Origin of the sequence: Streptomyces sp. NBC_00224, assembly GCF_041435195.1 — a bacterium.
In the GTDB taxonomy this organism is placed as follows: domain Bacteria; phylum Actinomycetota; class Actinomycetes; order Streptomycetales; family Streptomycetaceae; genus Streptomyces.
Window position 1 is genome coordinate 7,024,567 of record NZ_CP108106.1, and the last position, 16,057, is coordinate 7,040,623.

At 71.3% G+C, this 16,057-nt stretch carries 13 protein-coding genes; all 13 read left to right on the plus strand.

Going from position 1 to position 16,057, the window contains the following annotated elements:
* Window positions 1–42 precede the first annotated feature (42 nt).
* On the plus strand, window positions 43–684 hold the full coding sequence (locus tag OG965_RS31295; protein ID WP_371655397.1) for a GPR1/FUN34/YaaH family transporter: 642 nt from the start codon (window positions 43–45) through the stop codon (window positions 682–684).
* Between the two features lie 45 nt (window positions 685–729).
* The gene (locus tag OG965_RS31300) at window positions 730–1,044 is read left to right on the plus strand and encodes a GNAT family N-acetyltransferase (protein WP_371655398.1); all 315 of its coding nucleotides are present in this window, start codon (window positions 730–732) and stop codon (window positions 1,042–1,044) included.
* Between the two features lie 76 nt (window positions 1,045–1,120).
* On the plus strand, window positions 1,121–1,846 hold the full coding sequence (locus OG965_RS31305; RefSeq protein ID WP_371655399.1) for an alpha/beta fold hydrolase: 726 nt from the start codon (window positions 1,121–1,123) through the stop codon (window positions 1,844–1,846).
* A gap of 103 nt (window positions 1,847–1,949) precedes the next feature.
* The gene (locus OG965_RS31310; RefSeq protein WP_371655400.1) at window positions 1,950–3,281 is read left to right on the plus strand and encodes an ABC transporter substrate-binding protein; all 1,332 of its coding nucleotides are present in this window, start codon (window positions 1,950–1,952) and stop codon (window positions 3,279–3,281) included.
* The gene (locus tag OG965_RS31315; protein WP_371655401.1) at window positions 3,281–4,246 is read left to right on the plus strand and encodes a carbohydrate ABC transporter permease; all 966 of its coding nucleotides are present in this window, start codon (window positions 3,281–3,283) and stop codon (window positions 4,244–4,246) included. The genes OG965_RS31310 and OG965_RS31315 overlap by 1 nt, the downstream gene beginning before the upstream one ends.
* Window positions 4,243–5,130, plus strand: coding sequence for a carbohydrate ABC transporter permease (locus tag OG965_RS31320; RefSeq protein ID WP_371655403.1), 888 nt, complete (start codon window positions 4,243–4,245; stop codon window positions 5,128–5,130). The genes OG965_RS31315 and OG965_RS31320 overlap by 4 nt, the downstream gene beginning before the upstream one ends.
* Before the next feature lie 26 nt (window positions 5,131–5,156).
* On the plus strand, window positions 5,157–7,895 hold the full coding sequence (locus OG965_RS31325; RefSeq protein WP_371655404.1) for an AAA family ATPase: 2,739 nt from the start codon (window positions 5,157–5,159) through the stop codon (window positions 7,893–7,895).
* Window positions 7,896–8,029: 134 nt separating this feature from the next.
* On the plus strand, window positions 8,030–8,866 hold the full coding sequence (locus tag OG965_RS31330; RefSeq protein ID WP_371655405.1) for an alpha/beta fold hydrolase: 837 nt from the start codon (window positions 8,030–8,032) through the stop codon (window positions 8,864–8,866).
* A gap of 103 nt (window positions 8,867–8,969) precedes the next feature.
* Window positions 8,970–10,055: an LLM class flavin-dependent oxidoreductase gene (locus tag OG965_RS31335; protein ID WP_371655406.1), complete on the plus strand. Its 1,086-nt coding sequence runs from the start codon at window positions 8,970–8,972 to the stop codon at window positions 10,053–10,055.
* Window positions 10,052–10,666, plus strand: coding sequence for an FMN reductase (locus tag OG965_RS31340; protein ID WP_371655407.1), 615 nt, complete (start codon window positions 10,052–10,054; stop codon window positions 10,664–10,666). The genes OG965_RS31335 and OG965_RS31340 overlap by 4 nt, the downstream gene beginning before the upstream one ends.
* 60 nt (window positions 10,667–10,726) lie before the next feature.
* Window positions 10,727–13,600, plus strand: a complete 2,874-nt coding sequence (locus OG965_RS31345) for an AAA family ATPase (RefSeq protein ID WP_371655408.1) — start codon at window positions 10,727–10,729, stop codon at window positions 13,598–13,600.
* A 139-nt stretch (window positions 13,601–13,739) separates the two neighbouring features.
* Entirely contained in the window at window positions 13,740–14,987 is a 1,248-nt protein-coding gene (locus OG965_RS31350) for a PucR family transcriptional regulator (RefSeq protein ID WP_371655409.1), read from the plus strand.
* Between the two features lie 153 nt (window positions 14,988–15,140).
* Window positions 15,141–15,992 (plus strand): alpha/beta fold hydrolase, encoded by an 852-nt coding sequence (locus tag OG965_RS31355; protein ID WP_371655410.1) that lies wholly within the window; start codon window positions 15,141–15,143, stop codon window positions 15,990–15,992.
* Window positions 15,993–16,057 lie beyond the last annotated feature (65 nt).

Consider the following 16,057-nt stretch of genomic DNA (forward strand, 5'->3'; position numbering starts at 1 on the left):
GACGTTTCCCCGGGACGCCGTTTCGAACCGGACCTCCGGTCGATGACACGCATCAACCTGCGCCCCATCGCCTCACCCATGCCGCTCGGCTTCTTCACGATAGCCATCGCTTCCGTGATGACGGGGTGCCTCCAGCTCGGGCTATTCGACGAGGCGGCCCGTGCCGCCGTCGCCTTCACCGTGCTGCCGGCCTTCGTCCTCCAACTCCTGGTGAGTGTCCTGGCCTTCGGTGCCCGTGACGTGATCGCGGCGACGCTGATGGCGGTCTTCGCCGGCAGCTGGCTGCCCTACTCGCTCATCATGCTCAGCGGCGCGGCCGACGGACTTCAGGTCCTCGGCGTGTTCAACCTGGCGCTCCTCTGCTTCGGGGCCCTGATGACCGCCGTCACCCGGCTCAAGCGCGCGCTGTGGCTCGTCCTCGCGGTCTCCCTCCCTCGCTGGGCGGCCACCGGCCTCGGGGGCATCACCGGCGCCGAATGGCTGACGCGCACGTCCGGTGCGCTCGGCCTCGTGGTGGCGCTGGTCGCGATGTACACGGCGTTCGCCCTGATGCTTGAGGACATGCGCAGCGAGCAGGTCCTGCCCATCGGCCGCAGCGGCCCCGCCCACCTCGCCGTGGAAGGCGACCTGGCCGTCCAGCTCCGCAACCTGGAACGCCAGGCGGGCGTACGCCGCACGCTCTGACCGCGCCCACCCACCCCGTAACACCGCGACCGCACAGGAGCACCCATGGAACCGCAGGTGACGGACCGGCCCCAGAAGTCCCGGTACGAGATCCTCGCCGGCGACGACGGCACCGAGACCGCGGGCTTCGCCGAGTACCACCTCTCGGAGGGCGAGATCGCCTTCATCCACACCGAGATCGACAGCCGTTTCGCCGGCCAGGGCCTGGCCGGTCTCCTCGCCCGGGGAGCGCTCGACGACGTCCGGGCCCGTGGGCTGCGCGTCCTGCCGCACTGCCCTTTCATCCGGGGCTGGATCGGCAAGCACCCCGAGTACACCGACCTGGTGCCCGAGGCGAGGCGCGCCCGCTTCGGCCTGTGAAGCACCACACGAACACCACACATCCGCCTCCCGCATCCCCAGCCCCATCCCCCGTCACACACCGAGGAGTTCCCCCATGTCCCGACACGCCCGCCCCACCGTCGTCCTGGTCCACGGCGCCTTCGCCGACGCCTCCAGCTTCGCCCGCGTCATCCCCGAGCTGACCGCCGCCGGCATGGAAGTGGTGGCCCCGGCGGTGCCCAACCGCGGCCTCGTCGACGACGCCGCGTACATCGCCTCGGTTATCCGCGCCGTCGAAGGCCCCGTGATCCTGGTCGGGCACTCCTACGGCGGCGCCGTCATCACCCTCGCCGGCACGGAGGACAACGTCCGCGCACTGGTGTACCTCGCGGGATACGCGCTGGAGGAGGGCGAGAGCCTGGGCGAGCTGCAGGGCCGCTTCCCCGACTCCGGTCTTGCCGACGCTCTCGTCTACACCCCGTTCCCGGTGGCCGGCTCCACCGAGAGCGGCACCGACGTCTCGGTGGAGATCGAGAAGTTCCCCGCCCTCTTCGCCGCGGACGTCGACCCCGACCTCGCCGCGGTGCTCGCCGTCTCCCAGCGCCCCCTGGCCGCACGTGCCTTCTCGGAGGCGGCGCCTGTCGCGGCCTGGAAGACCAAGCCCTCGTGGGGCCTTGTCGCCTCCTCCGACCGCACGATCAACCCCGATGTGGAGCGCTACGGGTACGAGCGCGCCGGCATGACCACCGTCGAGGTCGACTCCTCCCACCTGGTCATGCTCGCCCAGCCCAAGGCCGTGGCGGAGCTGATCCAGGACGCGGTCCGGGCCACCGCCCACTGACCCGATCGTTCAAGATCGAACGATTAGTCGATATTGTTCGAGCGCTGGTAGCTTCTGATCGCCCCCGAGGACCCCTCGGCGGGCGATCGGAGGAGATACACCCATGAGGTTCGGCGCGAGGCTCGCGCTCGCCGTCATCGCCCTCGCCGCCCTTGCCACCGCCTGCGGTGTTCCTCAGGACAGTGGTCCGCCGTCGCACACCGCCGCGGACTGTGGGCCGTACGCCAGATACGGCAAGCACCCCGGCACCAAGGTCACCGTCTACGCGGAGAACCGGGACCGGGAGGCCGACCTGTTCGAAGAGACCTGGGCGGACTTCGCGGACTGCACGGGAATCGACGTCCAGTACGAGGGGGACGGGGAGTTCGAGGCCGAGATCCAGCTCCGGGTCGACGGCGGGAGCGCCCCTGACGTGGCGTTCTTCCCCCAGCCCGGGCTCCTGGAACGCTTCGCGCGGGCAGGGAAGCTCAAGCCCGCGAGCGCCGGGGTCGTGGCCCTCGCGAAGCAGGGCTGGTCGGCTGACTGGAACAGCTACGCGACCGTGAACGGCACCCTCTACGGCACGCCGCTGGTCGCGAACGTGAAGTCGTTCGTCTGGTACTCCCCGAAGTTCTTCCGGGACAGGGGACTGAGCGTTCCCCGCACGTGGTCCGAGCTGATGGCCGTGACGGAGAAGGTCGCGGCGTCGGGCGTGAAGCCGTGGTGCGCGGGCATCGAGTCCGCCGAGGCGACCGGCTGGCCCGTGACGGACTGGGTCGAGGACGTCCTGCTGCGCCAGCAGGGCACGGACGTCTACGACCAGTGGGTCGCCCACAAGATCCCGTTCAACGACCCGCGGGTGATCAAGGCCATGGACACCGTGGGGTCCATCCTCAAGAACGACCGGTACGCCAACGGCGGTTTCGGTCCGGCCCGGTCGATGGCGTCGATCTCCTTCCAGGAAGCCGGCACACCGATTCTCTCCGGCGACTGTGCGATGCACCGCCAGGCCTCGTTCTATGCCGGTCTGTGGCCGAAGGGCACCGAGATCGGACCGGACAAGGACGTCTACGCCTTCCTCCTGCCGGGGGCCGACCCGGCCGGCCGCCCCGTACTGGGCGGTGGGGTGTTCACCGCGGCGTTCGCCGACCGTCCCGAAGTGCGGGCCTTCCAGGAGTATCTGGCCTCCGCGGACTTCGCGAACGCGCGTATGAAGAAGGGCCCGTTCGTCTCGGCGAACAGGGGCGTGGATCCGGCGAACGCCGCGACCCCGGTCGACAGGCTCTCGATCCAGCTGCTCCAGGACCCCAGGACACAGTTCAGGTTCGACGGTTCGGACCTGATGCCCGCGTCGGTCGGCGCCGGGACGTTCTGGAAGGGAGCCGTCGACTGGATCGGCGGCGCGAGCACCCGTCAGGTCGCCGACTCCATCGAACGGTCCTGGCCGAGCCACTGATGTCGTTCGACGCCGTCGCCCAGCAGCCCAAGCTGCTGTACCTGCTCCAGGGCGTCGCCGCCTTCGCGGCGGTGGTCTCCCTGATCCTGCTGGCGCTGCACCGGGGACCGGTACGGAGGAGGGCCGCGGCCCTGATCCTGCTGGCCCCCGCGCTGCTGCTGCTCACGGTCGGTCTTCTCCTTCCAGGTCTGCGCACCCTGGTGCTGTCGTTCACCGACAGCGGGGGAGACGCGTGGGCCGGATTCGACAACTACGTGTGGATGTTCACCGATCCCCGGGCGCTGGTCGCGCTGCGCAACACCCTGGCGTGGGTGGTGCTCGTGCCGTTGCTGGCGACCTCGGTCGGTCTGCTCTACGCGGCGGCCGTCGTACGGTCGCGGTTCAGAGCGTTCGCGCTGTCCCTCGTCCTGATGCCGATGGCGATCTCCTTCGTCGGCGCGGGTGTCGTCTGGAGGTTCGTCTACGCCTACCGTCCCGCGGAGGTCGGGCAGATCGGGCTGCTGAACCAGCTCGTCGTCGCGTTCGGCGGCGAACCGAGGCAATGGCTCGTGGACTCGCCCTGGAACGTCCTGTTCCTCATCGTGGTGATGGTGTGGACACAGGCGGGCTTCGCGGCCGTCCTGCTGGCGGGCGCGATCGCGGCGGTTCCCCGTGAGATGACGGAGGCGGCCCAACTGGACGGTGCCTCCCCCCGGCAGATCTTCTGGCGGATCACCATGCCGTCGGTCAGGCCCACTCTGCTCGTCGTGGTCCTCGCCCAGGCGATCGGCACCTTCAAGGCCTTCGACATCGTCAAGACCATGACCGGCGGACAGTTCGACACGGGCGTCATCGCCCACGAGATGTACGACCAGGCCTTCCGCTACGGCGAGACGGGCCGCGGCGCGGCGCTCGCCGTGCTCCTCTTCGTCCTCGTCACCCCCTTCGTCGCCCACCAGGTCCGGGCGCAGCGGAGGGCGGGGTGAACGGCGTCCGCGAGCGTCTGGGCTCCCGCGCCTTCTCGTCGATCGCCGTGGTGATCGCGGTCCTCTGGACGACACCGACCCTCGGTCTGCTGCTCTCCTCGTTCCGCCCCGAGGAGGAGATCAAGACGACGGGCTGGTGGACCGTGTTCGGTACGCCCCACCTCACGCTCGACAACTACGGCGAGGTGCTGTCCGGCGGCGGGAACGGGTCGGGGCGGCTCGCGGAGCACTTCGTCAACTCCGTCGTCATCACCCTCCCATCGGTGCTGTTCCCGCTCGTGCTGGCGTTCTTCGCGGCGTACGCCCTGGCGTGGATCGACTTCAGGGGGCGGGACGCGCTCGTCGTCGGCATCTTCGCGCTCCAGGTCGTGCCGCTCCAGATGGCGCTCGTCCCCCTCCTGAAGCTGTTCTCCCAGGGCTGGCTGTTCCTGCCCGCCTGGAACCTCACCGGTCCCGCGCGTTTCGGCCAGGTCTGGTTCGCCCACACGGTCTTCGCGCTGCCGTTCGCGGTCTTCCTCCTGCACAACTTCCTGGCGGGGCTGCCCCGGGACCTGATCGAGGCCGCCCGCGTCGACGGCGCGTCGCACGGGACGCTGCTGCTCCGGATCGTGCTGCCCCTGGCCTGCCCGGCCCTGGTCTCCTTCGCCGTCATCCAGTTCATCTGGGTGTGGAACGACCTCCTCGTGGCACTGACGCTGTCGGGCGGAACGGCCGAGACCGCGCCGATGACGGTCAGACTGGCGAGCCTGGCCGGGACGTACGGCAACGAGTGGCAGCGGCTCACCGCGGGAGCCTTCGTGGCGGCGTTCGTCCCGCTGCTCGTCTTCTTCTCCCTCCGGCGGCACTTCGCACGGGGACTGCTCGCCGGATCGGTCAAGGGATGAGCCCCGACCGGCCCGGGGGACAAGGCATGGCGGTGTCCGGGAGCGCGGGGCTGAGTCGGCCCGGGCTGCGGGGCCGCGAAGCCGAGCTGGAGCGGCTGCGCGCCCTGGTCGAGGCGGTGCGCGACGGCGAGGGAGGAGCGATCGCGCTGCTCCTGGGCGAGTCCGGGATCGGGAAGACCGTACTGCTGCGGGAGACCGTCTCGATCGCGCGGGCTCACGGGTTCGTCGTCAGCCATGGACGCGCCGAGGAACTGCACGAGCTGGCACCGCTCGCCTCACTGGCCTCGGGCCTCCTGCACGGTGACCCGCCGCTGCTGTCCAGCACGGACTTCGCCGACCTCGCGGGCCATCACGACCAGCGCATCTGGCTCGTGGAACGACTGGCCCAGCTGATCGAGGAACGCTCGGCGGGCACGCCCGTGCTGATCGCGGTCGACGACGTCCAATGGGCCGACCCGCTGAGCCGGTTCGCCCTGAGCGTCATGCCGGCACGGCTGCTCAGCTCCCCGGTCCTCTGGCTGCTCACGGGCAGGAACGACCCGGAACTGTACGGGCAGGGGCCGCGGACGACGACCCTCCCCCTCCGGCCGCTGTCCGACACGGCCCTGGCCGAGCTGGCACGGGACGTCCTCGGCGGGGACGTGCCGACGCAGGTCGCGGAACTTCTCGACGGGGCGGGAGGCAACCCCTTCCTCGCGGCCGAGATGCTCACGGGCATCGCGGCGTCGGGCGCGGACGCGCCGGAGCCGCCGGAGCGGCTGGTCCTCGGTGTACGCGACCGGCTGGCCGACCTCCGGCCGGACACCCTCCACTTCCTGCGGATCGGCTCGGTCCTCGGTCGCGCGTTCTCGCTCGCGGACGCCGCCGCCCTGTGCGGCCGGCCCGCTTCCGGACTCAGCGCCGAAGTGGACGAGGCGATCGCCGCCGCCCTGCTCCACGACGACGGCGAACGCCTCCTGTTCCGCCACGACCTGCTCCGCCAGGCGGTGTACGCCGATCTCGCCCCCTCCGTACGCCGGGCGCTCCACCGTGAGGCCGCGAGCCGGCTCGTCGCGGCGGGCCGGAGCTCCACCGACGCGGTCCCGCATCTGCTGAAGAGCGCCGAACCCGGCGACCAGGAGGCGATCGGGCTGCTCGGCACGGCCGCCACGGATGTGATGGCCGTGATGCCCGACCTCGCCGCCGACCTGGCCGTACGCGCCCTGGAACTCGTACCGCCCCATGCGCCCATGGTGTTCGACGTGGGAGAACGGGCCATCGTCGCGCTGACCCGCGCGGGCCGGTACACCCAGGCACGGGATACCGGCGACACGCTGCTCGCCCGGCAGCCGCCCCTGGACGTCTTCGCCCGTCTGCAGTCCGTACTCGGCGACACGCTGTGGCACCTCGACGACGTCCACGAGCTGACCCGCCGCTCGACAGCCGCACTGGCAGCCGTCACCGACCCGGTGATCCGCGCCCGGCTCACCGCCCGGCAGGCCCTCGCCCGGTCCCGCGGGCGCGACCTCGGGGCCGCTCGCGAGACCGGCGAACGGGCGCTCGCCGAGGCGGAGCGGTCCGGTGACCGGGAGGCCCGTGTCCTCGCGCTGTGGGGCCTCGGCGAGATCGCCCTCAACGCGGGCGACTGCGCCGCCGCCGTCGAACACCACACGGCGCTCAGCGTGTTCGACACGGCCTTCCTTCCCGAGGAGGCCGTCGCCCGGATCCACATGGACGACTTCGACACCGTAAGGCGACTGCTCCGGACGGCGGGCGACGCTCCCCTGCGCCCCGCCATGCTGATCTGGGCCCAGGCAACCCTGAACATGGGGCTCGGCCGGCTCGACGACGCGGACGCCGACCTCGTCACCGCCGAGCGGCTCGAAGCGGACCTCCACGTGCCAGGCAACCTGGTCAACATCCGCGTCAACCGCGGCCTCCTCGCGATGCTGCGCGGTGACCGCGAAGCCGCGCGGGAACACCTGGACGTCGTGCGGGCGACCGTGGCCGAGCGGCCGAACACGGGCAACCACGCCACGCACCAGTACTTCGAGGCCGTCGTCGCCGACGCCGACGGCGACCACGCGGCAGCGGCCGAACTGGTCCGATCCGTGCAGCGTGACCATCCCTTCCTCCGCTGGCGGCTCCTGCGCCCCCATGTCGTCCAGGCCGTGCGGATCGCCCTGCGCGGCGGGGACCGGAACCTGGCCGAGGACCTCGCGGCCCAGGCGGCGGAGCACGCCACCCGCAACCCTTCCGTGCCGACCGCACAGGGGACGGCCGCCCACGCGGTCGGCCTGGTGAACGCCGACCACGGACTCCTGGAGCGATCGGTCCACGTCCTCCTCACCGGCCTCCGGCAGCTGTCCCTCGCCGCCGCATCCGCCGACCTCGGGCGCGCTCTTCTCGCGGCAGGCGACCCCGCTGCGACACCCGCCCTGACCAGGGCGCACGACATCTACGCCCAGGCGGGGGCCGACGCCGAGGCAGACCGGGTCCGGGCCGATCTGGAACGGGCCACCAGCCGCTCCGGACGGCGCACCGGAGGCCTGCGGCCGCGCCCCGGCCAGGGCTGGGACGCGCTCACGGCCTCGGAACGCAAGGTGGCCCGGCTGATCGCCGCGGGCCACACCAACCGGTCGGCCGCGGAGGCCCTCGTCGTCTCCCCGCACACGGTCAACACCCATCTGGCGTCGATCTTCCGCAAGCTCTCGGTGCGCTCCAGGGTCCACCTGGCCCGGATCGTGCTTGCGGAGGGCGACGCCGGAACAGCCACCGGCGGCTGAGTGACCTCTGCGCCCCCGTGCAAGGTGTGGTGCGCGGTACGGCAACAGGAGGTGCGGGACCGGTCCTAGCGTGACGGGCATACCGCGCCGCTTCGACGCGCGGACCAGCCGACCCGAATCGAGGAAGCATCCCCATGCCGTACATCACCGTGGGCCAGGAGAACACCAACCCCATCGAGCTGTACTTCGAGGACCAGGGTGCCGGGCAGCCCGTCGTCCTCATCCACGGCTTCCCGCTCGACGGCCACTCCTGGGAGCGCCAGAGCGCCGCTCTGCTCGATGCCGGCTACCGCGTGATCACGTACGACCGCCGCGGATTCGGGCAGTCCTCGCAGCCGACCATCGGCTACGACTACGACACCTTCGCCGCCGACCTGAACACCGTGCTGGAGACCCTCGACCTGAACGACGCCGTCCTGGTCGGCTTCTCCATGGGCACCGGCGAGGTCGCCCGCTACGTGTCCACGTACGGCTCCGGCCGCGTCGCCAAGGTCGCCTTCCTGGCCTCGCTGGAGCCCTGCCTGCTCAAGAGCGACGACAACCCGGACGGCGTCGCCCCGAAGGAGTTCTTCGACGGCGTCGTCGCCGCCGTCAAGGCCGACCGCTACGCCTACTACACGGCCTTCTTCAACGACTTCTACAACCTCGACGAGAACCTGGGCACCCGCATCAGCGAGGAGGCCGTCCGCAACAGCTGGAACACCGCGGCCCGCGGCGGCTCCTTCGCCGCGTCCGCCGCGCCGGCGACCTGGTACACCGACTTCCGCGCCGACATCCCCGCCGTCGACGTGCCGGCCCTGATCCTGCACGGCACCGCCGACCGCATCCTGCCTGCCGAGGGCACCGCGCGCCCCTTCCACAAGGCGCTCCCGTCGGCCGACTACGTCGAGATCGAGGGCGCCCCGCACGGCCTGCTGTGGACCCACGCCGAGGAGGTCAACACCGCCCTCCTCGCCTTCCTGGCGAAGTGACGCCGCACCGTTGACCCGCTGGGTGACGCCGGAGCCCCCGGCGTCACCCCGGCCCCCGGTTCCCGGCGCGGGAACCGGACGAGCTCAGGAGAGCAGATACCCCATGCAGTTCGGCATCTTCACCGTCGGGGACGTGACCCCCGACCCCACCAACGGCCGTACTCCGTCGGAACACGAGCGCATCAAGGCGATGGTCGCCATCGCCCTCAAGGCCGAGGAAGTCGGCCTGGACGTCTTCGCGACCGGCGAGCACCACAACCCGCCGTTCGTCCCGTCGTCGCCGACGACCATGCTCGGCTACATCGCCGCCCGCACCGAGAAGCTGATCCTGTCCACGTCCACGACGCTGATCACCACCAACGACCCGGTGAAGATCGCCGAGGACTACGCGATGCTCCAGCACCTGGCCGACGGCCGGGTCGACCTCATGCTGGGGCGCGGCAACACCGGTCCGGTCTACCCGTGGTTCGGACAGGACATCCGCCAGGGCATCAACCTCGCCAAGGAGAACTACACGCTGCTGCGCCGGCTGTGGCGCGAGGACGTCGTGGACTGGGAGGGCACGTTCCGTACGCCGCTCCAGGCCTTCACCTCGACACCCCGGCCCCTGGACGGCGTCCCGCCCTTCGTCTGGCACGGATCCATCAGGTCCCCCGAGATCGCGGAGCAGGCCGCCTTCTACGGCGACGGCTTCTTCCACAACAACATCTTCTGGCCGGCCGACCACACCAGGCGCATGGTGCAGCTCTACCGGCGCCGGTTCGCGCACCACGGCCACGGCCGGCCGGAGGACGCCATCGTCGGCCTGGGCGGACAGGTCTTCATGCGCAAGAACTCCCAGGACGCCGTACGGGAGTTCCGTCCCTACTTCGACAACGCTCCCGTGTACGGCCACGGCCCGTCGCTGGAGGACTTCACCGAGCAGACCCCGCTGACGGTGGGCTCTCCCCAGCAGGTCATCGAGCGGACCCTGTCGTTCCGGGAGAGCGTCGGCGACTACCAGCGCCAGCTGTTCCTGATGGACCACGCGGGCCTGCCTCTGAAGACCGTCCTTGAACAGCTGGACATCCTCGGCGAAGAGGTCGTGCCCGTCCTGCGGAGGGAATTCGCCAAGGGGCGTCCGTCCGGCGTGCCGGAGGCCCCCACGCACGCGTCCCTCCGCGCCGTCCGGGAGGTGTCCGCCGCATGAAGCTGATCGTCGTCTCCGCGGGGCTGAGCACCCCCTCCTCCACCCGCCTGCTCGCGGACCGGCTGGCCGAGTCGGCCCGCGACGAACTCGCCGCCCGGGGGCACGCGGCGTCGACCGAGGTCGTGGAGCTGCGCGAACTGGCCGGCGACATCGCCAACCATCTCGTGACCGGCTTTCCGCCGCCGCGACTGAGCGCCGCGATCGACGCGGTGACGGGGGCCGACGGCCTGATCGTCGTGACTCCCGTGTTCGCGGCTTCCTACAGCGGTCTCTTCAAGTCCTTCTTCGACGTGATCGATCCGGACGCCCTCTCCGGGAAGCCGGTCCTGATCGCGGCGACGGGCGGTACCGCCCGCCACTCCCTGGTCCTTGAGCACGCCGTGCGCCCGCTCTTCGCCTATCTCCGCGCCGTCGTCGTCCCCACCGCCGTGTACGCGGCCTCCGAGGACTGGGGCTCGGGGGGAGACGAGTACACCGACGGCCTGCCCGGCCGCGTCCGCCGGGCGGGCGTCGAACTCGCCACGCTCATGGCGGCGCGCCCGGTCGGTGAAGAGCCCGAGGACGACGTCACCGTCCTCGAACGGCAACTCGCCGACCTGCGCTTCGACTGAGACGGGCCCCTGGGCCGGGCGACTGCGGGGTGGTTCATATGGTTCATACTGTTCCGCCGTATGAGCGTGAACCGAGTGACGAAAAGGACCGTGCCCGAGGAACTCGCAGGTGTACGGACGGCCCTCCGCGGCAGGGACGCCGAACTGGCGTTCATCGCGGCGCGGCTCGACGCACTCGACCGGGGCGAAGGCGGGATCATCCGCGTCGAAGGCCCCGTCGGCATCGGCAGGTCCAGGATCCTCGCGGAGGCCGCGGCAGCCGCGAGGCGCCGCGGGACGAGGGTGTTCGAGGGAGCGGCGGACCCCGACGAGCAGTTCGTGCCGCTCGGTCCGCTCCTCGACGGTCTGCTCTCCGGCGAGGAACCGCTGTCGGGCGCCGTCCGCCTCAGGGACCTCGCTACGACGCCCGGCCAGCGCTTCTGGCTGCTCCAGGAACTGGGGGACCGCCTGCGGGAGACGGCTCGAAACGGCCCCCTGCTCGTCGTCCTCGACGACCTCCAGTGGTGCGACGACCTGACCCTTCTCACCTTCAACACCCTCGCGGCCGGACTCTCGTCGTACGCCATCCTGTGGCTGGTCGCCGTGCGCGGCGGCAGCGTGCCGTCGGGAGTGCGCACGACCCTGGACCGGATCCGGCAGGCAGGCGCACACGAGCTGGCGCTGGGAGCGCTGGACGACCAGGCCACCACACGGATCACCGAGGACGTCCTGGGCGCCGCTCCCGACCCGGACGTCCTCCGCGTCGTCCGTCGCGCCGAAGGGGTCCCGCAGCTGCTGGTCGCGCTGCTCGGCTCGCTGCGGGAGGCAGTGACGATCGAGAACGGCACGGCCAGGCTGCCGGCCGGACCCCCAGCCCCACAGGAACTCCCCTCTGTCGTGCGCCGCCTCGACCAACTGTCCGACGAGGCGCGGGAGCTGGTGCAGACGGCGGCCGCCATGGGCGGCCCGGTCACCGTCGCGCTGCTGGCCGAACTGCTCGGCAGGTCCTCGGGGGCGCTCATCACAGCGGTACGGGAATCCCTCGACGCCGATCTGCTCACCGAAAGCGGCGATCGCCTCGCCTTCCGCCACGACCTGATCCGCGAGGCGGTGGAAGCCGGCCTCCCTCTGTCCCTGCGTCAGGCCCTGCGTGGTCAAGCCGCCGAGCTGCCACCGGGGAGCGCGGCCTCCCCCGCCGAGCGTCCCGGGCCGTCGGCCGGGAGAGCACCGGCAGATGCGGCGGAGGCCGGGAGAGCGGGGCCGGGAGACGCGGCGGAGGCCGACCGGCTGCGCACCGCCGCGGCAGAACTCGCGGGCACCGCTCCCGGACCCGCCGCGGAACGCAGTCTCAAGGCCCTGGAACTCACCACGGCGGCCGCTCCGGAGCGGCCGCGGATCATCGCCGAGACGATCCCGCTGCTCTGGCAGACGGGCCGGGCCGCCCAGGCGCGTGAGCTGGGAGCCTCCGCCCTGGCGGCCGGCGGTCTCGGACCTGAGGACGAGGCGCGCATACGCCTTGCCCTGGCACGCCTCGCCGTACCGTTCGACTTCTCCGAGGCGGTCCGGCAGGCCCGCGCCGGGGCGGCACTGCCCGGGATCCCCGTGGACGTCAGGGGGCGACTGCTGGCCATGCTCGCTGTCGGCCTGTCGATGTCGGGCGAGCACTCGGCGGCCGAGCAGGTCGCCGCGGAGGCGTGGGAGACCGCGGCGGCAGCGGGGGACCGCTCCGCCGAGGCCACGTTGACGACGGTCCGCTCGGCCGTGAGTTTCCACCGCATGGACTTGACCGAGGCGTTCCGGCAGGCCGAGCGGTCCGCCGCGCTGGCCGACGCCCTGGGCGTCAGCACCTCGCTGTGGGTTCCGGAGGCCTTGTGGCACGCTCTCCTGTCGAACACCACCGGACGCTCGGCGGAGGCGCTCGCCGCCGCGGAGGACGGCATCCGGATCACCAGGGAGCAGGGGCGGACGGCGGCCACCCGTATGTGGCTCATGACCAGGTCCCGCATCCTTCTGGAGGCCGGACGGCTGACGGACGCCCGGGCGGACGCCGAAGCCGCGTCCGTGACGACCGACGATCCCGGCCCGGGAAACCTCGCCGACGTCACGCTCCGGTACGTGATGATGCGCGTCGCCCTCCACACCAACGACCAGCAGACCGCCCGAGCGTACGCGGCGGAGGCGAGGCGCATGCGGAGCGACGGCGCACCCGTCGTCCGGCACTTCGGCTCCTGGATGCTGGCGCTGATGGCCGACTTCGAAGGCCGACCCGACCGTGCCATGGCCGAACTCGACGCGGTGATGACATCGCCCGCCGCGGACCGGCCGGCCTACGCCGGCTTGGTCGACCCCGCCGACGCCCCGGTCCTCGTCCGCCTGGCGCTGCGCGGCGGCGCGCACGAACGGGCCGCGCAGGCAGTGGCCCTGGCCGAGCGACTGGCCGTGCTCAACCCCGACCTCACGTTCCTCGCCGCCACCGCCGCGCATGCCCGGGGGCTCCTCGACAACGACCTCGCCCCTCTCGTACGCGCCGTCCGGCTGTACGAGGACTGCCCTCGGCCGTTGGCCCGGGCGTCGGCACTGGAGGACGCCGGACGCAAGCTGGCGGCCACCCGCACGTCCGAAGCGGTGCCGTACTTCGACACGGCCCTCGCGCTCTACGCGCGAGCGGGCGCCGAGCGGGACGTCGCACGCGTCCGTCGGCGCCTGCGGGCCGCCGGTGTCCGCCGCCGGCCCTCGACGGCCGGACTCTCCGGTGCATGGCCCGAGCTGACGGCCGCGGAGATACGGGTGGTACGGCTCGTGGCCCGAGGGCTGACCAACCAACAGGTGGCCGAGCACCTCTCCCTCTCGCCGCACACGGTGAGTTCGCACCTGCGCCGGGCCTTCACCAAGCTGGACATCACCTCGCGCGTGGAGCTGACCCGGCTGGTGAAGCATCGCGACAGCGGAGAGTAGTCGCTTCGTATCCCCCGTGGGCTTCATGGCAATGCACGATTCGTGTGATGTGCCGACGTCGTCGCTTCCTCAGAATGATCAAGAGCCGCGGAAAGGATAGAAGTCCGCGGGGAACCGTTGGTCGAGAGAGGAACAGCGCATGACCGTAAGGCTCCAGCGAGCCCGCCCCGGCAGCCCCGAGCTCCAGGCGCTTGTCGACGAGCTCGCGGAGCGGCTCGGCCGGTCCGTCGCCGTCGACGACCCGCTGGTCCGCATGGTCTGCACGAGCCGCCACTTCGGCGACGAGGACCCGGTCCGCATCGGCACCCTGTTGCAGGGCCGCGCCGACAACGCGACCATCCGCTACGTCCTCGCCCAGGGCGTGACCCAGTGGTCCCGAGCCGGATTCATCGATGGCCGTGACGATCTCGGACTGCTGCCCCGTTACGTCGTGCCGCTGCGCGAGCGCGGGCATCTCCTCGGACTGCTCATGGTGGTCGTGCCCGAGAAGACGCTCGCAGAGCACGAGACACGTGCCATCGCCCGGGCCGCGGACGCCATGGCCACCCAGATGCACGGAGAGCACATCGCCACCGACGGCCGGAAGGCCGACGAGCGGGACCTCGTCCTCGAACTCGTCGGCACCGACGTCGCCGCCCGTACCACCGCACGGCGGCGAGGCAAGGAACTCGGACTGCTCGGAGCTGCCGAGCACGTCCTGGTCACCGTCGTCCAACTGAGCTGCGCGACCGAGCTCGTGCGGCAGTCCGAGGCTGCCCTGTGGGGGGCGCTGGAGGGGTTCCGGCAGACGCGTTCGGCCCAGGGCCTCATCGCGATCGGCAAGGAGCGGGCGACACTGCTCCAGCTGCGCGACCGCCCACCCGGTCAGGACGAGGTCACCGCACAGTCCGCTCGCATCCTGGATGAACTCCGCACCTTCCTGGGTCCGTCGGCGGACCCCGTGATCGGCGTCGGCGGCCGGCACACCGGCCTGGACGACGCATGGACGTCGTACGAGCAGGCGCTCGTGGCGGCACGCGCGGCACGCCGACTGCCCACCCTGAAGAGCGCTGGTGACTGGGAGCTGCTCGGGGAGCTCGCGGTGCTGCTCCAGCTCCCCGAGCACGTTCTGAACGCGTCCTTGGTCCCGAAGCCGCTCCGTACCCTGAGCGACACTCATGGCGGCGACCGCCTGCGGGACACCCTGCGCTGCTTCCTCGAACGCGCGGGATCGATTCCCAGGACCGCGGACACGCTGGGAATCCACCGCACCTCGCTCTACTACCGCCTGCGCCAGATCCAGGAGATCACCGGACTCGACCTCGACGACGGCGCCCACCGGCTCACTCTGCACCTCGGGCTCAGGATCGAGGAACTCCTCGCCCCGGGCGGCGGCGGGGCCGTCTGACCACGGCCCCTCCGACCACAGACGTGCTTCGACAAAGCGAGGAGGATCCACGGCCCGATTCCTACAACTCGCGGTGGTGCGGGCGGCGGGCCCCATTCGATGATGTTCGGGACGGGCGGGACCGATGTACCGCCTCTGACCAGGGGAGAGGTCATGAAGGAACTGATCACGACGGACGGCGCACGGCTCGCGTACCAGGACACCGGCGGCGAGGGCGTCCCGCTGGTGATGCTGCACGGCTGGGGGCAGACGCAGGCGATGTTCCGCCACCAGATCGAGGGGCTGGCGCCCGGTCGTCGCGTCGTCACCGTCGACCTCCGCGGCCACGGGAAGTCCGGCAAGCCGCGTCACGGCTACCGCATCGCCCGGCTCGCCCGCGATGTGCTCGAACTCGTCGACCATCTCGGTCTTGACCGTTTCGACGCACTGGGCTGGTCCATGGGCGTCTCGGTGTGGTGGAGCTTCATCGACCAGTACGGGACCGGACGGATCCGGCGCTTCGTCGCCGTCGACCAGCCCGCGGCGGTCGCCGCCGTGCCCTGGATGACCGAGCGGGAACAGCGGGACTCCGGCGCCATCTTCGATGTGTCGGGGCTGTTGTACCTGGGTGCGGCCCTCGCGGGGCCGGAGGGCGACACGGTCCGCGCCGACTTCGTGCGCGGCATGTTCTCCGGCGAGCCCGACCCCGAGGTGCTGGCCTTCGTCGGCGAGGAGATCCGGTCGACACCCGCCTACGCGGGCGTACCGCTGCTGTTCGACCACTGCGCGCAGGACTGGCGCGACGTGCTTCCCCGGATCGATGTGCCGACCCTGGTGATCGGCTGCGAGGGAAGCCATGTGCACCCCGATTCGCAGCGCTTCGTCGCCGAGCGGATTCCCGGCGCACGCCTGCACGTCTTCGCCTCCGACGTGGCGAGCTCGCACTTCCCCTTCCTGGAGAACCCGCCGGCCTTCAACGCCGTGGTGGAGAAGTTCCTGGCCGAGGAGCCGGCGAACGGGGCGTGAATCCGCCCGCCGCCCGCACGCACCTACGGCTAGGAATCCCCATGCCCCTCACACTGATGTCTCGT